The organism is Roseateles violae, from assembly GCF_030410485.1.
Classification (GTDB): Bacteria; Pseudomonadota; Gammaproteobacteria; order Burkholderiales; family Burkholderiaceae_C; genus Roseateles_D; species Roseateles_D violae.
The window spans coordinates 127,231-147,736 of record NZ_JAUHHC010000003.1 but is presented as its reverse complement, the minus strand read 5'-3'; the positions used below and the strand labels follow the sequence as shown (position 1 = coordinate 147,736).

Annotated in this window: 15 protein-coding genes and 2 tRNA genes; 5 read left to right on the top strand and 12 right to left on the bottom strand. The window is 69.4% G+C overall.

What is annotated here, in order from left to right; all coding sequences use genetic code 11:
- Nucleotides 1–23: 23 nt before the first annotated feature.
- From QWJ38_RS11000 to QWJ38_RS10985, 4 genes are all read right to left on the bottom strand, one after another.
- Nucleotides 24–98, bottom strand: a tRNA-Arg gene (locus QWJ38_RS11000).
- 190 nt (nt 99–288) lie between these two features.
- On the bottom strand, nt 289–4,401 hold the full coding sequence (locus QWJ38_RS10995) for a translocation/assembly module TamB domain-containing protein (protein ID WP_290359129.1): 4,113 nt from the start codon (nt 4,399–4,401) through the stop codon (nt 289–291).
- 74 nt (nt 4,402–4,475) lie between these two features.
- On the bottom strand, nt 4,476–6,314 hold the full coding sequence (locus tag QWJ38_RS10990; protein ID WP_290359128.1) for an autotransporter assembly complex protein TamA: 1,839 nt from the start codon (nt 6,312–6,314) through the stop codon (nt 4,476–4,478).
- Nucleotides 6,311–7,492, bottom strand: coding sequence for a vWA domain-containing protein (locus tag QWJ38_RS10985; RefSeq protein ID WP_290359127.1), 1,182 nt, complete (start codon nt 7,490–7,492; stop codon nt 6,311–6,313). The genes QWJ38_RS10990 and QWJ38_RS10985 overlap by 4 nt, the downstream gene beginning before the upstream one ends.
- Before the next feature lie 176 nt (nt 7,493–7,668).
- On the opposite strand from QWJ38_RS10985, the gene QWJ38_RS10980 reads away from it, so the two are divergent.
- Complete coding sequence (locus tag QWJ38_RS10980; protein WP_290359126.1) at nt 7,669–8,970, top strand: EAL domain-containing protein; 1,302 nt, start codon at nt 7,669–7,671, stop codon at nt 8,968–8,970.
- 31 nt (nt 8,971–9,001) lie between these two features.
- Here the strand turns inward: QWJ38_RS10980 and QWJ38_RS10975 are convergent, their stop codons facing one another.
- From QWJ38_RS10975 to QWJ38_RS10955, 5 genes are all read right to left on the bottom strand, one after another.
- A complete protein-coding gene (locus QWJ38_RS10975) occupies nt 9,002–10,450 on the bottom strand; it encodes a rhodanese-like domain-containing protein (RefSeq protein ID WP_290359125.1) in 1,449 nt (482 codons plus the stop codon).
- A 214-nt stretch (nt 10,451–10,664) separates the two neighbouring features.
- Nucleotides 10,665–12,659 carry a S9 family peptidase gene (locus QWJ38_RS10970; protein WP_290359124.1) on the bottom strand — a complete coding sequence of 665 codons (1,995 nt, stop codon included), beginning with the start codon at nt 12,657–12,659 and terminating at the stop codon, nt 10,665–10,667.
- Nucleotides 12,656–13,255 carry a GNAT family N-acetyltransferase gene (locus QWJ38_RS10965; protein ID WP_290359123.1) on the bottom strand — a complete coding sequence of 200 codons (600 nt, stop codon included), beginning with the start codon at nt 13,253–13,255 and terminating at the stop codon, nt 12,656–12,658. The genes QWJ38_RS10970 and QWJ38_RS10965 overlap by 4 nt, the downstream gene beginning before the upstream one ends.
- A gap of 8 nt (nt 13,256–13,263) precedes the next feature.
- Entirely contained in the window at nt 13,264–13,485 is a 222-nt protein-coding gene (locus tag QWJ38_RS10960; protein ID WP_290359122.1) for a hypothetical protein, read from the bottom strand.
- An 11-nt stretch (nt 13,486–13,496) separates the two neighbouring features.
- The gene (locus QWJ38_RS10955; protein WP_290359121.1) at nt 13,497–14,354 is read right to left on the bottom strand and encodes an AAA family ATPase; all 858 of its coding nucleotides are present in this window, start codon (nt 14,352–14,354) and stop codon (nt 13,497–13,499) included.
- A gap of 91 nt (nt 14,355–14,445) precedes the next feature.
- On the opposite strand from QWJ38_RS10955, the gene QWJ38_RS10950 reads away from it, so the two are divergent.
- Both QWJ38_RS10950 and QWJ38_RS10945 read left to right on the top strand, forming a co-directional pair.
- Nucleotides 14,446–15,099, top strand: a complete 654-nt coding sequence (locus QWJ38_RS10950; RefSeq protein ID WP_290359120.1) for a c-type cytochrome — start codon at nt 14,446–14,448, stop codon at nt 15,097–15,099.
- A gap of 143 nt (nt 15,100–15,242) precedes the next feature.
- Complete coding sequence (locus QWJ38_RS10945; RefSeq protein WP_290359119.1) at nt 15,243–16,817, top strand: ABC transporter substrate-binding protein; 1,575 nt, start codon at nt 15,243–15,245, stop codon at nt 16,815–16,817.
- 28 nt (nt 16,818–16,845) lie between these two features.
- On the opposite strand, the gene QWJ38_RS10940 is transcribed toward QWJ38_RS10945, so the two are convergent.
- The 3 genes from QWJ38_RS10940 to QWJ38_RS10930 all read right to left on the bottom strand — a co-directional run bounded on the left by QWJ38_RS10940 (nt 16,846) and on the right by QWJ38_RS10930 (nt 18,295).
- Complete coding sequence (locus QWJ38_RS10940; protein WP_290359118.1) at nt 16,846–17,352, bottom strand: hypothetical protein; 507 nt, start codon at nt 17,350–17,352, stop codon at nt 16,846–16,848.
- Nucleotides 17,353–17,366: 14 nt separating this feature from the next.
- Nucleotides 17,367–17,456: transfer RNA gene (locus QWJ38_RS10935), tRNA-Ser, on the bottom strand.
- Nucleotides 17,457–17,470: 14 nt separating this feature from the next.
- Complete coding sequence (locus QWJ38_RS10930) at nt 17,471–18,295, bottom strand: symmetrical bis(5'-nucleosyl)-tetraphosphatase (protein WP_290359117.1); 825 nt, start codon at nt 18,293–18,295, stop codon at nt 17,471–17,473.
- 103 nt (nt 18,296–18,398) lie between these two features.
- Here QWJ38_RS10930 and QWJ38_RS10925 point away from each other — a divergent pair, with 103 nt between their 5' ends.
- Nucleotides 18,399–19,703 carry a hemolysin family protein gene (locus QWJ38_RS10925; protein WP_290359116.1) on the top strand — a complete coding sequence of 435 codons (1,305 nt, stop codon included), beginning with the start codon at nt 18,399–18,401 and terminating at the stop codon, nt 19,701–19,703.
- A complete protein-coding gene (locus QWJ38_RS10920) occupies nt 19,700–20,473 on the top strand; it encodes a SapC family protein (protein ID WP_290359115.1) in 774 nt (257 codons plus the stop codon). Before QWJ38_RS10925 ends, QWJ38_RS10920 begins: the two co-directional genes overlap by 4 nt.
- Nucleotides 20,474–20,506: the final 33 nt, after the last annotated feature.

Genomic DNA, 20,506 nt, shown 5'->3' with positions numbered 1-20,506 from the left:
GCGAGACGGGCTGCGCGGGCCGCTGGTCCCTCCGACAGGAATCGAACCTGTATCTGCCGCTTAGGAGGCGGCCGTTCTATCCATTGAACTACGGAGAGCCAGGCTGCGGCGAGGAGCCGGAGCGGCGCGCATTGTCGCATGGGCGGCGGAGCGGTCGCGGTGGGCCTTCGGCGGGGGGCGGACAAGCCGCACCGCTTGTGCTGGGTCCTGCCTCAGCCCGGTCGCTTGCAAGCGCCCGGGCCTTCGGCAGGCGTCGGACAAGCCGCAGGGCTTGTCCTCGGTCCTGCCTCAGTCCCATTTCCATTGCCAGATAAGGTCGATGCCGTTTTCCTCGCCCGACTGGGCGCGCACGGTGAAGCGCTGGGCGATGCGGTAGATCAGCTGCCAGCTGCCGGTGGTCGCATTCAGCCCGCGCTCGTAGCCCACATACCAGCGCCGCGAGAGCTGCTTGCCGAGGCGCACGACGGTGCCGCGGGTGTCGTCGTCGCCGCCGGGCGAGACGGAGAGTTCGTCCAGGCCCAGGCCCTTGATCACCTTGTCGGTCGCGCCCTCGCCCTCGCCGCTGAGCAGGGCCAGCGCGGCCGTCTGCAAGAGGGCCGTGTCCTGGCCGTCCAGGCCCTCGGAGCCGCGGCCCAGCACCAGCCAGGACAGCTTGTCGGTATCGTTCATCTCCGGCTCGGAGAAGAGCTTGACGCGCGGGTTCTCGGCCGTGCCGGTGACCTTGACGCCGACGCGCACATCGGCGTTCGGCCGCACCGCCTCGACGTCCAGCCGCGGGTTGTCATAGGCGCCGGTGAAGGTCAGCTCGCCGCGCTCGATGTCCAGCTTCTGGCCGTAGGCGTTGTAGCTGCCGCCGACGGTGCGCACCGTGCCGGTCAGCCGCGGCGGGCCGTCCAGCTGGCTCAGCTTCAGCTCGCCGCGCAGGCGGCTGTCCAGGCCGCGGCCGCGCAGCTTCAGCTCGCGCCCCAGATCGAGCTCCAGATTGACCCGCGTCTTGCGCTCGCGCTGGCCGGCCGCCGGCTTGGCCAGCTCGGCCGGCAGCTGCTGCTCGGGCCGCATCACATAGACGTCATCGCCCAGGCTGGGCGCATTGCTGCGCGAGAAGTCGAACAGGCCCTCGTCGATCAGGAAGCGCCCGTCCAGCTTCAGCTCCTGCGCGCCCAGCTGCAGCTGCGCCTGGCCGCTGGCCAAGAGGCGCCGGTCGACCCGGTTCAGCAGCGCGAAGTGATCGGCCTTCAACTCCAGCCGCGCGCTCGGCTGCGCGCCCAGCCGTGCCTCGCCGGAGGCATTGATCGTGCCGGCGCCGGCGCGCGCGCTCAGCGAGGCCAGGGTGGCGGTCGGGCCGTCGAAGCTCAGCGCAAAGGCGCCGTCGCTGACGTCGACGCCCAGGAGCGGATTGCGCAAGGCGATGCCGCGGCCGCTCGCCTCGCCGACGACCTGCGGCGCGCCGAAGCTGCCCGCCAGGCGCACGCCGGCCGACAGCGCGCCGCCCAGCCGCCAGCCCGGCGGCACCCAGCCGCCCCAGGTGCCCAGATTCGCCACATTGGCCTGCAGTACGCCCTCCAGCCGCGCGTTCGGCGCCGGCCACAGCGCGCGCCGCTCGGCATGCACGGTCACTGCGCCGCCCAGCGAGCCCATATGGCTGCCGGCCAGCGCCTGGGTGAACTGCCACTGGCCGTCGATCACCGTCAGGCCGATGCGCAGATCGCTCAGGCCCAGCGCCTGTACGCCACGCTCGTCGGTGACGCTGAGATCGCCGCCGGCGCGCTCCAGCACCGCATTGAGCTGCAGCTGCGGCAGCGAGCGCAGGCTGGCGCGGCCGCCGATGACCAGCTCGCCGCCCCAGCCGAAATCGGGCTGCCAGCGCGCCAGCAGCGGCGCCAGTGCCAGCGGCTGCAGCTCGATCTCGGCGCGCACATCGGCCGGCTCGCCGCGTGCTCGCGGGGCCTGCCAGCGCAGCTCGCTCCAGCGCAGCCGGGCGCCGGCCAGCTCCAGCCCGCCCGGCGCCAGCGCGGCGCTGGCCGGCGCCAGGCCGGCATCGGTCTGCAGCTGCAGCTCCAGTCCGGCGGCCTTCAGCCAGTCCGGCCGCGCGGCCTCGCTGGGGCGCAGCAGCAGCTGGGCGATCTGCGCCTTCCAGCTCAGCGGGTTGCCGTCCTGCCAGGCCTGCAGCGGCGCACCGGACAGGGCGCCGCTCAGAGTCAGCCGGCCCTCGCCGGACACGCTGGGCGCCGCGGCGCCGCTGCGCTGGCCAGCCGTGGGCGGGTTCATCAGGCCCTGCAGGCTCAGGGCGAGCCGGTGTTCGGCCCAGCTGCCCTGCAGATCGAGGCTCAGCTTGTTGATCAGCTGGCCAGCCAAGGTCGCGCGGTCCAGCTCGGCGTTCAGCAGCAGCGGGCTATCCAGCCGGCCGCCGGCCGCCCAGCGCAAACGGCCCTGGGCGATGCCGGCGCGCAAGGGGCCGTCGATGCGCAGATTGCTCAGGCTCAGCTGGCCGTCGCCGCTGAGCTGCCAGGGCGCCGGGCCCTGGCGGCGCTGTGCCTCGGCGCGTCGCAGCAGCAGGCCCAGCTTGCCCTCGGCGGCGCCGCTGAGCTGGGCATTCGGCTGCAGCAGCGCCAGCAGCGGCGTCAGGCCGGCCAGCTTGGGCGCGGCCAGCTCGATCTGCGTGTCCAGCGTCGGCGCGGCGAGCGTGCCGGGCAGGCGGCTCAGCAGCAGCAGCCGGTTCTCGGCCAGCTCCAGCTGCGCCTGCAGCAGCGCGTCGCGGCCGCCGTCGTGGGCGTAGTCGAGCTTGCCGCCGAGCGCCACCCCGGCCAGCTTGCTGGGTGCGAGCCGCAGCTGCACCTGGCCCAGCGGCCAGCCCTGCGCGCGCGCGTCCTGCTGCAGCTTCAGCAGGCCCTCGGCATTCAGGCCGCTGGCGCTGCGCTGCCAGGCCGAGCCCGGTGCACCGGCCCAGAGCAGGCGCGGGTCGAAATCCTGCAGCGCTAGCCTGGCCTCGGCGCGCCAGCCGCCGCCCTCGGGCTGGCTAGCCGTGCCGGCCAGCTGCAGCCGCGAGCGGCCCGATTCCAGCCGCGCCTGGCGGATCTCCAGCGCTCGGCCCTGCAGGCTGGCCTGCAGCGCGATCTGCACCGGGCCGGTCGTGCCGCCGGGCCAGTCGCCGGCCAGATCGGCGGCGATCTGCAGCGGCGCGCTGCCCACATCGGCGGCACCGGACAGCTGCAGCCGGCCATCCAGGCGCAGCGGCGCCAGCCGCGCGTCCAGCGCGGCCGGGCGCAGGCCGCTGAGCTGGGTCGTCAGGCTCCAGCCGCTGTCGCTCCCCTTGCCGGCGTCCTTGCCGGCCTGCAAGCGGCCCTGGCCGCCGATGCGCCCGCCCGGCGCGCCGGGCGCGCCCAGCAGCGCCTCCAGCTCGCTCAGGCGCAGGCTCTCGGGCTGGTCGGGCCGGCCCTCGATCTGCAAGCGGATGTGCTGCAGCGGCAGGCGCTGCTGGTCCCAGCGGCCGGCGGCGGCGTTGCTGAACTGCAGGCGCAATCGTGCCGGCTCCGCCCAGCCCTTGGACTCGAGTCGCGCCTCGCCGCTGAGCGCCGTGCGCGGCATGTCGGCCAGCAGCGCCGACAGGTCCAGCTGCTCGGCATGGGCCTGCAGCGCGGCTAGCGGCCAGGCTTCGAAGGGCTGCAGCGTGGCCTCGGCCTGCAGGCGCTGGCCGGCCGCCTGCAGCTCGGCGCGCGCCTGCAGCTTGCGCAGCGGACCGGCCAGGCCGAGGCTGCCGCGCCAGTCGGGCAGTTGTCGGGCCTCGGTCTTCTCTTCGGCCGCCAGCGGCTGCACATTCAGCGTCGCGGCGATTGCCATCGCGCCGCCGGTTTGCGCGCTGGCCGTGCCGGCCAGGCGCAGCCGTTCCCATTGCAGCGCGTCCAGCCGCACGCGGTGCACGCTGCCCTCCTCGGCGCTCAGGTCCAGACTGCCTTTCAGGCCGCGCAGCGGCCGCTCGCCCAGCGCCGCCATGCTGAACTCGCCGACCTCCAGCACCGAGACGCGGATGCCCAGCGGCAGCAGCAGATCGGTGGGCGGCGGGCTCTTTTCTTGCGACGGCGGCAGCAGCAAGTCGACACGATCGGCCTGCAGGCGCGCGATCTGCAGCTGGCCCCAGAGCCGCGGCGAGTTCGACCAGGCGATGCCCAGGCCCTGCCAGCGCAGGCCGCTGATCGTCAGGCGGCCCTCGCCGGGCAGCGCGTAGACCAGGCGGCGCGCCGAGAACTCGCCCAGCAGGCTGCCCTCGGGCGCCTCGATCTGCAGGCCCGGCAGCTGCGTCAGCAGCCAGGCACTGCCAGCGGGGCTCCTGAGCGCCCACAGGCTGCCGAGGACGGCGGCGGCCATCATCAGCGGCACCAGCAGGCCGACCGCCAGCGCCATCATCAGGCGCTTACGTCGGCGCGGCGGGGCCACCGCGGCGGGGCCCGCAGCGGTGTCAGGCGTGGGGGCCGCGTCCGTCATAGCGCGATGCCGACGCTGAAGTGCAGCCGCCACTGCTTGACCGCCTCGCCATAGGCCACGTCGACGCTCAGCGGCCCGACCGGGCTGCGCCAGCGCAGGCCGACGCCGTAGCCGAACACCGGCTTGTAGTCGGCCCAGCGCGGGGCTGCCTGGCCAGCGTCGACGAAGACGGCGCCCCAGTAGTTCGGCAGGCTGGCGGCCAGCGGCCGCGCCAGCTCCAGGGTGCCGCTGGCCATCACCCGGCCGCCGACGTCGCTGCCGTCGCGCGTGGGCCCCAGGCTTTCGTAGGCATAGCCGCGCACCGAACCGTCGCCGCCGGCGCGGAACAGCAGCTTCTCCGGGATGCCGATCGAGTCCCTGGCGAAGACCTGGCCATAGTCCAGCCGCGCATAGGAATACCAGTGATCGCCCAGCGGCTTGTACCAGGCCGCCTTGATCTCGCTGCGGGCGAAGGCGCCGCTGTCGGCCATATTGTTGTCGGCGCGGCCGCCGCCGATCAGCAAGAGGGTCTGGTTGCCGTCGGTGGGCAGCAGCACATTGTCCAGGCGCCGGCGTATCCACTGCGTGTTCAGCGACAGCGCGCGGCTCAGGGTGACCGTGCCGCCGGCCTCCTCGCGCGAGCGCAGCAGCTCGCCGTAGATCAGGCGCTCGTCGCGGCCCTTCTCGCGCAGGCGGCCCAGGCGGGCGCTGATGGTCGTCAGGATGCGGTCGCCCGAGCGGTCTTCCTCCAGCTGCGCCGAGGCCAGATTGCGCTGCATGCTGGCCAGCGGCCGCGAGGTCAGCTCGATCTCGGCGGTGCGCAGATCGCGGCTCAGGTCCAGCTTGGCGCGGCTGCGCAGCGGCAGGTCGAAGGGGGCGCGGTTCAGGTATTCCAGCGTGACCCGCTGGCCGGTGTTGGTGTGATAGCCGATGCCGGTCGTCGCCTGCTGGCGCGAGGCCTCGCGCACGCGCACCAGCACCGTTGCCGCCGCATCGCTGCCGGGCTCGGCCTGCAATTCGACACTAACGCTGTCGAACAGCAGGGTCTTCTGCAGGCGCTCCTGGAATTCGGTCAGCGTGCGCTCGTTGTAGCTCTCGCCGGGCTCGAAGCCGGCCAGGCGCCGCACCGTGTCCTCGGACAGGTATTGCAGGCCCTCGATGCGCAGATCGCCGAGATGGAACAGCGGGCCGCTGTCCATCAGCAGGCTCAGCTGCGCCTCGTTCGCCTCGGCATCGATGCGCGCGACGCTGCTGACCCAGCGCGCCAGCGGATAGCCGCCCAGCCGCGCCTGGCTCAGCGCCGCGCTCTTGGCGGAGGCCCAGTGGTCCTGCGTGAACGGCTCGCCGACCGGCAGCCGCCAGGCCTTGCGCAGCGCCGCCTGCAGCGGTGGCGCCGGCTGGCCCTCGACCGGCTCCAGCGCGCCGCTGAACTGGATCTGCACGCCGCCGACCTTGGCGCGCGGGCCGGGCTCGACCTTGATGATGACCTTCTCGGGCTCGCCGCGCTCGCGTTCGAGCAGGACCTCGGCATTGAAATAGCCCTCGGTCTCCAGCAGCGCGCGCGCCTCGGCCGGCGTCGTCACCGCCAGGCGGTCGAGCTCGACGCTGCTCAGGCGCTGCGACTCATCGGTCAGCTGGAAGCGCGCCAGCTCCAGATGCGTGCCCAGCAGCTTGCGCAGCTCGCGCGGCGCCTGCACCTCCAGCTCGTAGGCGACGACCTTGCGCTGCTCGGCCGGCGCCGCGGCCGCTTGTTCGGGTTTTTTCTCCTCGCCGCCCGGCAGCAGGCCCGACAGGCTCGAGCAGCCGGCCAGCAGCAGCACCCCAATCAGCGTTGCAAGGCGCCGTCCAACACTCATTTGCTCAGCAGACGCATCGCACCTTCCAGCCCGGCCAGCGAGAGCGGGAACATGCGCTGGTGCATCAGCTGCTGGATCACCGCGATGCTCTGGCGGTACTGCCACACGCCCTGCGGCTCGGGATTGATCCAGGCGTATTTCGGGAAGGCGCGGGTCAGCCGCTGCAGCCATTCGGCGCCGGGCTCCTCGTTGTTGTACTCGACGCTGCCGCCGGCCTGCAGGATCTCGTAGGGGCTCATCGTCGCGTCGCCGACGAAGATCAGCTTGTAGTCCTTGTTGTACTTGCGGATCAGGTCCCAGGTCGGGAACTTCTCGGCGAAGCGGCGGCGGTTGTTCTTCCAGACGAAGTCGTAGACGCAGTTGTGGAAGTAGTAGAACTCCAGATGCTTGAACTCGCTCTTGGCGGCCGAGAACAGCTCCTCGACGCGGTGGATGTGCTCGTCCATGGTGCCGCCGACGTCCATCAGCAGCAGCACCTTCACCTTGTTGTGCCGCTCCGGGATCATGCGGATGTCCAGCATGCCGGCATTGGCCGCGGTCTTGTGGATGGTGTCGTCGAGGTCCAGTTCCAGGTCCGAGCCCTCGCGCGCGAAGCGGCGCAGCCGGCGCAGCGCGACCTTGATATTCCGCGTTCCCAGTTCGAGCTGGTCGTCGTAGTCGCGGTAGGCGCGCTGCTCCCAGACCTTGACGGCCGATTTCTGGCCGCCCTTGCCGCCGATGCGTATGCCCTGCGGGTTGTAGCCGCTATTGCCGAAGGGGCTGGTGCCGCCGGTGCCTATCCACTTGTTGCCGCCCTCGTGGCGCTCCTTCTGCTCCTCAAAGCGCTTCTTGAGCGTCTCCATCAGCTCGGCCCAGCCCATCTTCTCGATGGCGGCCTTCTGCTCCGGCGTCAGCTCCAGCTCCAGGTGCTTGCGCAGCCAGTCCAGCGGCACCTCCTTCGTGAAGTCGGTCAAGAGCTCGACGCCCTTGAAATAGGCCGAGAAGGCGCGGTCGAACTTGTCGTAGTTGGCCTCGTCCTTGACCAGGCTGGTGCGGGCCAGGAAATAGAAGTCGTCGATCGTCGGCACCGAGTCGCCGCCGATCACGCCGGCCTGCAGCCCTTCGAGCAGGGTCAGGTACTCCTTCACCGAAACCGGCAGCTTGGCCGCGCGCAGCGTGTAGAAGAACTTGATCAGCATGGCGGAGGAGGCCGGGCGGCGAAGGGCGGGGTGGTGCTCCGATTATCCACACCGCCCGCCCTGGGGGCGGCCCGGTGCAGATGCAACAAATCGCGGGCTGCGGCAAGGTGGCAAGCGGCATGCCCCGGGCTTGCCCTGCTTGGCTGACGCGCGCGCGAGGCCTAGCATCGACCCCAATGGAGAATCAAGCAGGCAGCATGGACAAGGAAGAAGCGGCGTGGCAGCGGCTGCTCGATGCGCTGACGCAGGAGCAGGGCGGCTGGAGCGCCCGGCATGGCGAGCTGACGCTGAGCAGCCATTTCCAGCCGATCTACAGCTTTCCGCATCGGCGGCCGGTCGGCTATGAGGCCTTGCTGCGCGTGCGCGACGCGGCCGGCGCCGAGATCGCACCGCTGGCCTTTTTCGAGCGGCTGGGCGATTTCGAGCAGCAGATCGAGGCCGACCGGCTGTGCCGGCTGCTGCATATGCACAACTATGTGCGCCAGGGGCCGACCGAGGGCTGGCTGTTCCTGAACATCCATCCGGGCGTTTTCGTCCACGGCACCCTGCAGCCGGCCGCGATGGGCCAGGCGCTGGCGGTGATCCAGCGCCTGGGCCTCCCGGCGCATCGCATCGTGCTGGAGGTCACCGAGGCCGAACTGGCGCGCGACGACGAGTTCGAGGCGGCGGTCGCGCACTCGCGCGAGAACGGCAGCCTGATCGCGCTGGACGACTTCGGCGCCGGCCACTCGAACTTCGACCGCGTCTGGCGCGTGCGGCCCGAGATCGTCAAGCTCGACCGCAGCCTGCTGCGCCGCGCGATGGGCTCGGCGCAGATCGCCCGCGTGATGACGCAGATGGTCTCGCTGCTGCATGAATGCGGCGCGCTGGTGCTGCTGGAGGGGGTCGAGACGCAGGACGAGGCGCTGCTGGCGCTGGATGCCGACATCGACCTGGTGCAGGGCTTTGCCTTCGGCCGGCCGCAGCCGGAACTGCTGCAGCAGCACGGCCATTCCGACGAGATCGAGCGCGCCTGGAGCCTGCTGGACCAACGCCATGCCGAGGGCCGCAATCAGCAGGCGCGCCGGCTGGCGCCCTACCAGACCGCGCTGAAGAAGGCCTTGCCGGGCCTGCGCCAGGGTCAGGGCTTGCGCGCGGCCTGCGCGGCGCTGCTGGCGCTGCCCGAGGTGCAGCTGTGCTATCTGCTCGACGAGCAGGGCCGGGCGCTGGGACCGGCGGTGATGCCGGCGCAGCAGCGCCTGGACATGCAGGATCGGCGCTTCGCGCCGATCGACCAGGCCGGCGACGCGCGCTGGTCGCGCCGCGCCTATTTCCGCCGCGCCGTGGCCGAGCTGGGCCAGGTGCAGATGACGCGGCCCTATCTGAGCCTGCACGGCGCGCGCATGTGCGTGACCGTCTCGCTGGCCTTCTGGTGCCAGGCCAAGATGCAGGTGCTGTGCGTGGACATCGACGCGACCGGCGCCGAGGACCTGGGCTGATCGACCGGCCCGGGCCGGGCCGGCGGCGGATTCAGCGCATGCCGCGCGCCGAGGTGTCGCTGGAACGACGGATGGGCGTCGGCGGCGGCTGGTAGGACGGGGCGCCGTAGCCGGAGCCGCCATAGCCGCGCGATGCGCTTTCCGCTTCGGCGTCGCGTTCCGCGACATAGCGGTTGTGCTCGTCGAAGCGCGCCGACAGACGCTGCTTGTAGTAGCCCATCTCGGCTTCCACCTCCTCGCGCTCGCGGCGGAAGCTGTCGCTCTTGTGCGTGGCCGCCAGCACGAAGTCGTAGTTGGCGGCCGTGGTGAGGTTGCCGATCGGGCGGTAGCTGGCATCGGGCACGCATCGGGCCCCCTGCCAGCGCGAGCAGGTATAGCGCTCGATGCCGCGCGTGTTGCGGCTTACCGAGAGCAAGTAGTCCATCTCGGAGAAGCCTTCGGAGCTAATCGTGCGGTTCTTGTTGAAGCAGCTCACATAGGCGTTGTAGCGGGCCTTTACGTCCTCGAGGCCGTCGCGGTCGCCGACCGGAGGCAGCGGCAGATTGAAGGGGCCGCAAATCTGCCTGAAGGTCCTGACATTGCGCGCGGCCGGCACGCCGGCTGCCAGCCGGCCCAGGTCCACCGCGTTCAGCTGCGGCAGGTAAAAGCGCGCGGGGTCTGCCTCGATCGCCGCGCGCGATTTCTGCAGCGCGGCCAGCACCTCCGCATCCGCCCGCGCCTGGCGCCTGGCGGCGTCGGCCTGGACCGGCTGGCTCAGCGCGTACCTGGCCTTCAGCCGTTCCAGGCAGCGGACGGAGGATTCGGCGCTCTCCGCCGCGCTGCGCCGGACCCAGCTTTCCACATCGCCGCTGTGCTCGGCCAGGCGCCGGGCGACCATCTCGGTGGCATCGGCTTCCAGGTACATGGAGTCGCAGCGGCTTACCTCCTCGGCATAACGCACGGGGAAGCCCTTGGCGTCGACGGGACCGAAGCCGAAGGCGTAGCCGGCCTTGCGCCAGCCCTCGTTGCCCTCGCGCAGCCAGAAGATGTTCTGGTAGCCGGCTGCCACCGCATGCCGGGCGGCATGCGCCGAGTAGCCGCAAGACGCGCTGTGGCAGTAGACCAGCAGCGGGCGCTGCCGGTCGCCGCCGGTCAGCAGTGCGTATTGCGCGGCGACGAGCTTCTGGCGCTCCGTGTCATAGGACATGCGGGCCGCGTCGGGCACGAGCTGGGCATTGGGCAGCTGCTGCTGTTCGTCGCTCACGGCCTGGATCACCACCAGCTGGCTGCCCAGCTTGTCCAGCAGGCACTTGGCCTCGCGCGGCGAAACGGTGGTCACCCCGTCGATCTGAGCGACGGTCGATCCCGGGACCGCCGGATCGGCGCCGGCATTGCAGGCCTTGGCGGCTGCGGGCACGGACTGGGCGGACGCTGCGCTGGCGGCGGCGAGCAAGATGCCGGCGGCGAGCAGGGGGGCGAAAACGGTTCTGACGGTGCGCATGCGCTGGAGGGGCTGGCCGAAAAAGCCGGCACTGTAAGCGGATATGGCCGCGCGCCGGCCCCGCCGGGGCGCTGCCGGCGGCCGTCTGCGTGCTTACTTGGCGGACGACCGGGCGGACTCGGTCGCCGGCCGCGCCGCGGAGATCAGCCGGCAGTCCTGCCGCGGCATTCGAGCGGCTGCTGCCGGCGCGTGGCATCCATGGACGGGACCGTGCTCAGCGCTTGCCGCCCTTGTCGTGCTTCTTCAGCCAGTCGAAGAACTCGCCATACCAGAGCTTGCTGTTGCGCGGCTTGAGGATCCAGTGGTTCTCGTCCGGGAACCACAGCAGCCGCGCATCGACGCCACGCGCCTTCAAGGTGTTGTAGTAGGCCAGGCCCTGGGCATCGGGCACGCGGTAGTCCATCGCGCCATGGATCACCAGGGTCGGCGTCTGCATATTCTGCGCGAAGGCATGCGGGCTCTGCGCGGCCACCTTGGCCGGATCGTCCCAGTACCAGGCGCCGAGTTCCTTGACATGCCAGCCATAGGCATCGTCGGCAAACATGGCCTGCCAGTCGTAGCAGCCGGCGTGGCAGACATAGGCCTGATAGCGGCCCGGCGCGAGATGGCCGTTCATCCAGGCGACCATATAGCCGCCATAGCTGCCGCCGGTGGCAAAGACGCGGTTCTTGTCGGCCCAGGGCTTCTTCAGGATCCAGTCGGTGCCGGCCTCGATGTCCTGCAGCTCCAGCTGGCCCCAGCGGTGGGTGATCGAGTCCAGGAAGGCGTGGCCGAAGCTGGAGCTGCCGTGGTAGTTGACGCAGGCCAGCACATAGCCCTGGGCGGCGAAGACCTGGTGGTTCCAGCGCCAGTGCCAGCTGTCGCCGAAGGCGGTGTGCGGGCCGCCGTGGATCAGGTGCATGACCGGGTACTTCTTCTTCGGATTGAAGTCCGGCGGATAGATCAGCCACATCTGCACCGCATCGCCCTGGGCGCCCTCGATGAAGACCTCCTCATGGCGCGAGAAGCGGTGTGCGGCCAGCAGCGCGTCGTTGAACTGCTCGATGCGCTCGGGGCCGTCCTCGCCGAGGCGCGACAGCCGCGGCGGATGCTGGACGCTGTCGTGCGTGACGACGGTGACGCCGGCGGCGCTGGCGAAGCTGGTCGCGTTGCCGCCCTCGAAGAGGATCTCGGCACGGCGCTCGGCCAGCTCGAAACGCCACAGGTGGCGACGGCCTCGCTCCTCGGCGGTGAACAGCATCGCGCTGTCATCCTCGGCCCAGGCCAGCGGCGCGGCGACCTCGTAATCCCAGTCGGCCGACATCACCGCCCATTGGCCGCGCTGATCCAGCACCGCCAGCTGCGCCGGCATCGTGTGCTTGAGGCCTTGATGGCTGGCCAGGAAGGCCAGGTGCCGGCCGCCATGGCTGTAGCGCGGTGCCTGGAAGTCCCAGTCCTTGTCCTGCAGCAGGATGCGGGTCTCGCCGCTCTTGATCTCGATCTCCGCCAGCGTGTAGCGGTTGTCCAGCTTCTTCTCGGCGGCCGGGTCGAACGCAAAGACGATGCGCTTGCCGTCCGGCGAGATGTCGAAGCAGTTCGCGTCGGGCTCGGAACGGCTCAGCTCGTAGATCGAGTCCTCGAACAGATCGCGGGTCTTGCCGCTGGCCAGGTCGACCAGCAGCAGATGCGGCACGCGGCCCATCGGGATGTGATGGTCCCAGAAGCGGTACAGCGACTCCTCCGTCACATAGGCCGTTTCCTTGCGCGCCTTGAACTCCTTCAACGCCTTGGCCTGGGCGGCCAGCCTCAGCTTGGGCCAGACCCAGGAGACGCAGACGATGCGCTTGCCGTCGGGCAGCCACTTGAAGGCCTCGACGCCGGTGGCGATATGGGCGACGCGGCGTGCCTCGCCGCCGTCCGGCGCGATCACATAGAGCTGCGCCTCCTCGTCCTTCTCGCCCTCCTGCTCGCGCCGGGCGATGAAGGCGATCCGGTCGCCCTCGGGACTCCATTGCGGCTGGCCGTCCTTGTCACCGGCGCTGGTCAGCCGGCGCGGCGCGCCGCCCAGCGTCGACAGCAGATAGAGGCTGGACGCGCTCTTGTTCTTGTCCATCGAATAGGCGGCCACGCTGGCCACCGCCTGCGCGCCGTCCGGCGAGAGGCTGGGCGCGCCGATGCGCTCCAGCTGCCACAGGGCGTCGACATCGAAGTTCTTTTTCTTCTCGCTCATGTTCGTGGTTTGTCCAGAAGCCATTGCAGATGGGTCTTGATGGTCGGCCATTCATCGGCCGTGATGCTGTAGACGGCGGTGTCGCGCAGCGAGCCGTCGGCGCTGCGCTGGTGATTGCGCAGGATGCCGTCGAGCTGGGCGCCCAGCCGCTCGATCGCGCGCCGGCTCGCCTGGTTGAGCCGGTGCGTGCGGAACTCGACCGCGATGCAGCCCAGCGTCTCGAAGGCGTGGGTGAGCAGCATGCGCTTGCACTCGGTGTTCAGCGGGCCGCGTTGGGCCGAGGCCGCATACCAGGTCGAGCCGATCTCGACGCGGCGGTGTACGCGGTCGATGTTCATGAAGGTGCTCATGCCCACGATGCGGCCGGTGGCATCGAAGACGGTGAAAGGCAGCATGGTTCCGGCTCCATGCAGGCTCAGCCGGCGCTCGATCTCGGCCGCCATGCCGTCGGGCGAGGGCACGGCCGTGTACCAGAGCCGCCACAGCTCGCCGTCACGGGTGGCGGCCCGCAGGCCCTCGGCATGGGCCGCCGACAGCGGCTCGAGCCGCGCATGCCGGCCCGCCAGGGTGAGCGGCTTCAGGATGTCTTCGCTCATGGGCCCACTCATGTCATACGCTCCAGCAAGCGGCGGAACAGCCAGCGGCCGAGGCCGCAGCCGAGCACGATCAGGCCCAGGCCGATAATCTGCGGCGGCTGCCAGCCGCTGCCGGCGAAGAAGTCGAAGCCCAGCGACTGGCCCAGCGCGCGGCCGGCCAGCGCGCCCAGCACGAAGCCCAAGGCATCGGCCAGGCCCTCGCGCAGGGCCTTCTTGAAGGCGGCGTCCATCGGCCGGCGTCTCAGCGGTTGTGCCGCTGCATGAACACCAGCTTCTCGAACAGGGTCAGGTCCTGCTCGTTCTTCAAGAGCGCGCCGACCAGCGGCGGCACGCTAACCTTGCCATCGCCCTCGCCCTGCAGCGCGTCGGTCGGGATGTCCTCGGCGACCAGGAGGCGCAGCCAGTCCAGCAGCTCCGAGGTCGAGGGCTTCTTCTTCAGGCCCGGCAGATTGCGCACCTCGAAGAAGGTCTTCATCGCGGCGGCCAGGAGCTCGCTCTTGATGTCGGGAAAATGCACGTCGACGATCTTCTGCATCGTCGCCGCCTCGGGGAACTTGATGTAGTGGAAGAAGCAGCGGCGCAGGAAGGCGTCGGGCAGCTCCTTCTCGTTGTTCGAGGTGATGAAGACCAGCGGGCGGTGCCGGGCCTTGATCAGCTGGCGCGTCTCGTAGACATAGAACTCCATGCGGTCGATCTCGCGCAGCAGATCGTTGGGGAACTCGATGTCGGCCTTGTCGATCTCGTCGATCAGCAGCACCACCGGCACCTCGGACTCGAAGGCCTGCCACAGGGTGCCCTTGACGATGTAGTTCTCGATATGGCGCACCTTCTCGGCGCCTTCGATGCCCGACAGCTGGCTGTCGCGCAGGCGGCTGACCGCGTCGTATTCGTACAGGCCCTGCTGCGCCTTGGTGGTCGACTTGATATGCCACTGCAGGAGCGGCATGCCCAAGGCGCGCGCCACCTCCTCGGCCAGCATCGTCTTGCCGGTACCCGGCTCGCCCTTGACCAGCAGCGGCCGCTGCAGGGTGGCGGCCGCATTGACGGCCAGCATCAGGTCCGGCGTGGCGACGTATTGGTCCGAGCCTACAAACTTCATGGTGTTGTGCGATCCGAGCTGCGACGAATCAGTATAAGTGGCGGTCTTACTTATAATGCCCGACGCTTTAAGTACCAGACCCCCCGGGACCATGAAAAAACTGCTGCAGATCTCGCTCGCCTTGGCCGCCCTGTTCGGCGCCGCCGCCGCCCAGGCGCAAAGTGTCGAAGCCGGCCAAAAGAAGGCTGCCATGTGCATTGGCTGCCATGGCATCCCGGGCTACCAGGCCAGCTTCCCTGAAGTGCACAAGGTGCCGATGATCTCCGGCCAGAACGCCAAGTACATCGCCTCGGCGCTGGGCGCCTACGCCAAGGGCGAGCGCAAGCACCCGACGATGGGCGGCATCGCCAAGTCGCTGAGCGATCAGGACATCGCCGATCTGGCCGCCTTCTACGAGGCCCAGGGCAAGAGCGTTGCCGGCCCGGCGGTGCCCGATGCCGCCGCCGAACCCTCGGCCCAGGTCAAGGAACTGCTGAACAAGGGCGCTTGCGCGTCCTGCCACGGCGCCAACTTCAGCAAGCCGATCGACGGCAGCTATCCGAAGCTGGCCGGCCAGCATGCCGACTACCTGAACGTCGCGCTGAAGTCCTACCAGACCAGCGGCAATGCCGTCGTCGGCCGCGGCAACGCGATCATGGCCGGCCAGGTCAAGCAGTTCAGCCACGACGAGCTGAAGGCGATCGCCAAGTACCTGGCCTCGCTGCCGGGCGAGCTGCACACGGTGCCGCAAAGCCGCTTCCGCTGAAGCGCTGCCCGCTTCCGAAAAGGCCGCCCGCGAGGCGGCTTTTTCATGCCCGCGCGGCGGCGAGCCTCACCGGATAAACACTAGCGCCGCGCCCGGAGCGCATCCCTAAACTGGCCGCATCGAGCTCGTGAGGGAGTCCGCCGATGAAACGCACGCTGCTGCTGGGTGGGCTGTTGCTCGCCCTGGTCGCGGCCCAGGCCCAGACCTTGCGCTGGGCCAGCCAGGGCGATCCGCAGACCATGGATCCGCATTCGCAGAACGAGAGCATGACCAATATGGTCAACGGCCAGGTCTACGAGCGGCTGACCCGGCGCGACCGGCAGCTGAACATCGTGCCGGCGCTGGCCAGCGAATGGACCCAGGTCTCGCCGCTGCTGTGGCGCTTCAAGCTGAGGCCCGGCGTCAGGTTCCACGATGGCGCGCCGCTGACCGCCGACGACGTCGTGTTCTCGATCAACCGCGCCAAGGAGCCGACCTCGCAGTTCTCGGTCTATGCGAACGCGGTCGGCGTGCCGCGCAAGGTCGACGAGCTGACGGTCGAGTTCCAGCTGGCGACATTCAATCCGATCTTTCTGCAGCATCTGGACACGCTGGTGATCATGAGCCGCAGCTGGTGCGAGGCGCACCGGGTCACGCGGCCGCTGGACTTCAAGAACAAGGAGGAGAGCTTCACCAGCATGAATGCCAACGGCACCGGGCCCTATATGCTGGCGGTTCGGCAGCCGGGCATCAAGACCGTCTACAAGCGCAATCCCAACTGGTGGGGCAAGTTCGAGGGCAATGTGCAGGAGGCGGTGTTCACGCCGATCGCCAATGACGCGACGCGGCTGGCCGCCCTGGTCTCCGGCGAGATCGACTTCGTGCTCGACCCGGCGCCGCGCGACGTGCCCCGCCTGCGCAATACCGACAACGTCAAGGTCATCGACGGTCCCGAGAACCGCATCATCTTCATCGCGATGGATCAGGGGCGCGACAAGCTGCTCTATGCCAATGTGCCGGGCGACAGGAATCCCTTCAAGGACATCCGCGTGCGCCGCGCGCTCTACCAGGCGATCGACGTCGAGACGCTGCGCAGCAAGCTGATGAACGGCCTGTCCATGCCCACCGGCGGGTTGACGCCCTCATCGGCCGCCGCCTATGACGACGCCAGGCTGGAGGCGCGCCTGCTGCCCTACGACGTTGCAGCGGCGCGCAAGCTGATGGCCGAGGCGGGCTATGCCGAGGGCTTCGAGGTGACGCTGGACTGCCCGAACAACCGCTACATCAACGACGAGGAGATCTGCCAGGCGCTGGCGGCGATGTGGGCGCAACTGAAGATCAAGGTGCGGGTGTCGGCGCTGCCGCGGGTGAGCTTCTTTCCCAAGATCGAGAAGTTGGACACCAGCCTCTATCTGTATGGCTGGGGCGGCGCGATCACCGATGCCGAGACGCTCCTGACCCCGGTGTTCCGCAACCGCGGCGAACGCGGCGTCGGCGCCTACAACTACGGCAATGTGCGCAACGACAAGTTCGACCAGCTGGCCGCCCAGTCCAGCACCGAGGCCGACCCGGCCCGGCGCGAGCAGCTGATCAAGGCGGCGCTGACCGAGTACAAGGAACAGGTCCATGTGATCCCGCTGCACCGCCAGATGATTCCCTGGGCCGCGCGGCGCAATGTCTCGGTCGTGCACCTGGCCAACAACTGGCTGGAGCTGGCCTGGGTGAACGTCGGCAAGTGAAGCGCAGCGCCGCTCGCGGCGGCCCGGTTCAGAACAGATTGGCCTTCAGGTCCAGGCGATGCTCGGGCGGGCCGCGCAGAAAGCGGTCGGCCGGCGGTGGATCGCCGCTAGCGACGTTGTAGATGGTCTCGCGGTAATGCTGGCCGCGCGTCGAGGTGTGGCGCGCATTGAGGCTCAGGCAGGCGAACTCGCCCGGCAGCAGTTCGAAGGCCTCGGGCACCGGATGGCGCAGCGGTCGGCCCGACTTCGGCGTGCCGAGCAGGCCCAGGCCATAGACACCGCCCTTCAGCGCCGTGATGCGCAGCGCCTCGACGCTGCCCGGCGGCGCGGCCAGCTGCTCGCGTTGGTGCAGCACGGGCCGGAAGCCCTCCCATTCGACGATGCGGTGCTGCTGGATCAGGCAGCGGGCGTCGTCATCATCGAGCGCCGCCAGATCGATCGGGAAGGCGCGCGGCAGATGGCTGCGCAGATTCGACAGCGGCGCGCCGCGGCTGGCCTTGGTCCAGAGGATCTCGATGACCTGGATGACGAGCATCGATGAAGCGGTAATGGCGGAAGCGGTGAGATTCGAACTCACGGAGACCTCGCGGCCTCGGCGGTTTTCAAGACCGCTGGATTAAACCACTCTCCCACGCTTCCGAAGGATGGCGATTCTAGCCGCCCGGCCGCTGCGCCTGCTCGCAGTCGACCTGGATCAGCTCGCGGCGTTCGCCATCGATGCGCATCGCGCTCAAGCGGCCGCCCCAGACGCAGCCGGTGTCCAGGCCGAGCAACTTCTCGCGCTCGAACAGGCCCAGCGTCGACCAATGGCCGAAGGCGATGCGCTGGCCGGCGGTGCGGCGGCCGGGCACTTCGAACCAGGGCATGAAGCCGGCCGGCGCATGGGCGGCGCCGTCCTTGGTCTTGAAGTCCATGCGGCCCTGGGCATCGCAAAAGCGCAGCCGGGTCAGCACATTGACGACGAAGCGCAGGCGCTCGATGCCGTCCAGATCGTCCCGCCATTGGGCCGGCTCGTTGCCGTACATCTGCTCCAGGAAGTCACGCAGGGCAGGGCCGCGCAGCACCGCCTCGACCTCGCCGGCCAGGGCCAGGGTCTGGGCCAGATCCCACTGCGGCACGACGCCGGCATGCACCATCAACCAGCCCTGCTCATGCACGGCCATGCGCTGCCGGCGCAGCCAGGCCAGCAGCGCCTCGCGGTCGGGCGCGGCGAGGATATCGGCCACCGTGTCGCTGGGATGGGTGGCGCGCAGCTCGTGCGCGGCGGCCAGCAGATGCAGATCGTGGTTGCCCAGCAGGCAGGTGGCGGCCTCGCCCAGGCTGCTGAGCAGGCGCAAGGTCGCCAGCGAGGCCGGTCCGCGGTTGACCAGATCGCCCAGCAGATAGAGGCGGTCGCGTGAGGGCGAGAAGTCGATTTTTTCCAGCAGGCGCTGCAATGCGTCACAGCAGCCCTGGACGTCGCCGATCAGGTAATTCATACCGGGATTGTGCTGTCTGAAGGGCGCGGACCTTCTGCTACGCTAGCGCCCTCTTGCTTTTCTGCCTGCGCCGACCCGGGTAAACCCTGGCGTGGCGCACTCAATGGATACCGCCCTCGTTCTCCTGCTCATTCTGCTCAACGGCTTGTTTGCCATGTCGGAAATGGCCTTGACGGCCAGCCGCAAGGCGCGACTGCAGGTGATGGTGGAAGGCGACGAGTCCGGCGCCCAGGCCGCGCTGGACCTGCACGAGAACCCGACCAAATTCCTCTCGACGGTGCAGATCGGCATCACCTCGATCGGCGTGCTGAACGGCATCGTCGGCGATGCCGCCTTCTCGGGTCCGCTCTCGCACTGGCTGATCGCGACATTCGGCCTCGGCAGCAAGATGGCCGAGTATGTGGCGACCGGCCTGGTGGTCTTCATCGTCACCGTGCTGACCATCGTGTTCGGCGAGCTGGTGCCCAAGCGCGTCGGCCAGATCTTTCCGGAGACGGTGGCGCGCCTGGTGGCGCCGCCGATGGAATTCCTGTCCCTGGTCGCGCGGCCGCTGGTCAAGTCGCTCAGCTTCGCGACCGAGACGACCTTGCGCCTCTTGGGCCTGCGCGACCGCGCGCAGCGCGGCGTCACCGAGGAGGAGATCGCCGCCAGCCTGGAGGAGGGCCTGGACGCCGGCGTGATCGAGGAGCATGAGCACCAGATGGTGCGCAATGTGTTCCGCCTCGACGAGCGGCAGATCGGCTCGATGATGATTCCGCGCGCCGAGATCGCCTGGTTCGATGTCGACGACACCGCCGAGCAGGTGCTGGCCGTGCTGCAGGCGCATGGCTACAGCCGCTATCCGGTCTGCCGCGGCGGCCTGGACGATGTGCTGGGCGTAGTCTCGGCGCAAGCGCTGCTGCAGCGCGCGCTGGGCGGCCAGCCGCTGTCGCTGGCCGAGGGCCTGGAGGCGCCGGTGTTCGTGCCCGAGACGCTGTCGGGCATGGAGCTGCTGGAGCATTTCCGCGTCTCCGACGCGCCGCTGGTCTTCGTCGTCGATGAGTACGGCGAGGTGCAGGGTGTGATTTCGGTGCGCGATGTATTGGAAGCGATCGCGGGCGAATTCAATGCGCCCAGCGATGGCGATGCCTGGGCGGTGCAACGCGAGGACGGGAGCTGGCTGCTGGACGGCCTGATCCCGGTGCCCGAGCTGAAGGACCGCCTGGAGCTGAAGGAACTGCCCGAGGAGGATCGTGGGCGCTACAACACCCTGGCCGGCATGATCATGCTGCTGCTGGGGCGCTTGCCGCGCACGGCCGATGTGGTGGAGTGGAATGCTTGGAGGTTCGAGGTCGTCGACCTCGATGGCAAGCGTGTAGACAAGGTGCTGGTCAGCCGACTGGCGATTGATGAGGATGAAGTGAAATGAGCAAGCCCCCGCTGTACGGCAATCTGATCCCGCTGGATCGCGTCGTCCACAAGAATCTGCGACTGAAGACCGATCTGGCCATCGTGCCGCGCGTCGCCGACCAGAACTCCCTGTTCCTGACCGCGGTCGAGTTCGCCGAGGCCTGCAAGGAATACCCGATCGTGTTCGTGCGCGTCGGCGAAGTGCCGACCGACGGCTCCAAGCAGGCGGTCGCGCCGCTGGCGGTGATGGGCCTGAAGGCCGGCTCCAATCTGTTCGTCGAGGGCGACAAGTGGACCGGCAACTATGTGCCGGCCTATGTGCGCCGCTACCCCTTCATGATGGCGCGCCTGGAGCAGGGCGACCAGATCGCCGTCTGCTACGACGAGCAGTGGCCCGGCTTCTCGGAGACCGAGGGCGTCTCGCTGTTTGCCGCCGACGGCCAGCCGACCGAATTCCTGGTCAATGCCAAGACTTTCCTCGAGAACTTCGAGCAGGAGGCCGAGCGCACCCGCCTGATCTGCGCCCAGCTGGTCGAGCTGGAGCTGCTGCAGGACATGCGCTTCGACGCGACCCTGCCGAATGGCGAGAAGCTCGAGGTCGAGGGCTTCATGGCGCTGGACGAGAAGAAGCTGGCCGAGCTGGCCGACGACAAGGTCGTGCAGCTGTTCCGCAATGGCCTGCTGGCGCTGCTGGAGATGCACCGCGTCTCGCTGGGCAATATGAGCCGCCTGGCCTCCAAGCACGGCGCCGCCGCCGGCAACGGCGCGGCCGCCAACGACGCGGCCTGATCGCGTGGTGGCAACCCGGCGCCGTCCTGGCGC

Bases quoted from the DNA above. Each gene is read 5' to 3' on its own strand.
- QWJ38_RS10995 (WP_290359129.1), bottom strand. From the start codon at position 4,401: ATGATGGCGCTGGCGGTCGGCCTGCTGGTGCCGCTGATGATGGCCGCC.
- QWJ38_RS10990 (WP_290359128.1), bottom strand. From the start codon at position 6,314: ATGAGTGTTGGACGGCGCCTTGCAACGCTGATTGGGGTGCTGCTGCTG.
- QWJ38_RS10985 (WP_290359127.1), bottom strand. From the start codon at position 7,492: ATGCTGATCAAGTTCTTCTACACGCTGCGCGCGGCCAAGCTGCCGGTT.
- QWJ38_RS10980 (WP_290359126.1), top strand. From the start codon at position 7,669: ATGGAGAATCAAGCAGGCAGCATGGACAAGGAAGAAGCGGCGTGGCAG.
- QWJ38_RS10975 (WP_290359125.1), bottom strand. From the start codon at position 10,450: ATGCGCACCGTCAGAACCGTTTTCGCCCCCCTGCTCGCCGCCGGCATC.
- QWJ38_RS10970 (WP_290359124.1), bottom strand. From the start codon at position 12,659: ATGAGCGAGAAGAAAAAGAACTTCGATGTCGACGCCCTGTGGCAGCTG.
- QWJ38_RS10965 (WP_290359123.1), bottom strand. From the start codon at position 13,255: ATGAGCGAAGACATCCTGAAGCCGCTCACCCTGGCGGGCCGGCATGCG.
- QWJ38_RS10960 (WP_290359122.1), bottom strand. From the start codon at position 13,485: ATGGACGCCGCCTTCAAGAAGGCCCTGCGCGAGGGCCTGGCCGATGCC.
- QWJ38_RS10955 (WP_290359121.1), bottom strand. From the start codon at position 14,354: ATGAAGTTTGTAGGCTCGGACCAATACGTCGCCACGCCGGACCTGATG.
- QWJ38_RS10950 (WP_290359120.1), top strand. From the start codon at position 14,446: ATGAAAAAACTGCTGCAGATCTCGCTCGCCTTGGCCGCCCTGTTCGGC.
- QWJ38_RS10945 (WP_290359119.1), top strand. From the start codon at position 15,243: ATGAAACGCACGCTGCTGCTGGGTGGGCTGTTGCTCGCCCTGGTCGCG.
- QWJ38_RS10940 (WP_290359118.1), bottom strand. From the start codon at position 17,352: ATGCTCGTCATCCAGGTCATCGAGATCCTCTGGACCAAGGCCAGCCGC.
- QWJ38_RS10930 (WP_290359117.1), bottom strand. From the start codon at position 18,295: ATGAATTACCTGATCGGCGACGTCCAGGGCTGCTGTGACGCATTGCAG.
- QWJ38_RS10925 (WP_290359116.1), top strand. From the start codon at position 18,399: ATGGATACCGCCCTCGTTCTCCTGCTCATTCTGCTCAACGGCTTGTTT.
- QWJ38_RS10920 (WP_290359115.1), top strand. From the start codon at position 19,700: ATGAGCAAGCCCCCGCTGTACGGCAATCTGATCCCGCTGGATCGCGTC.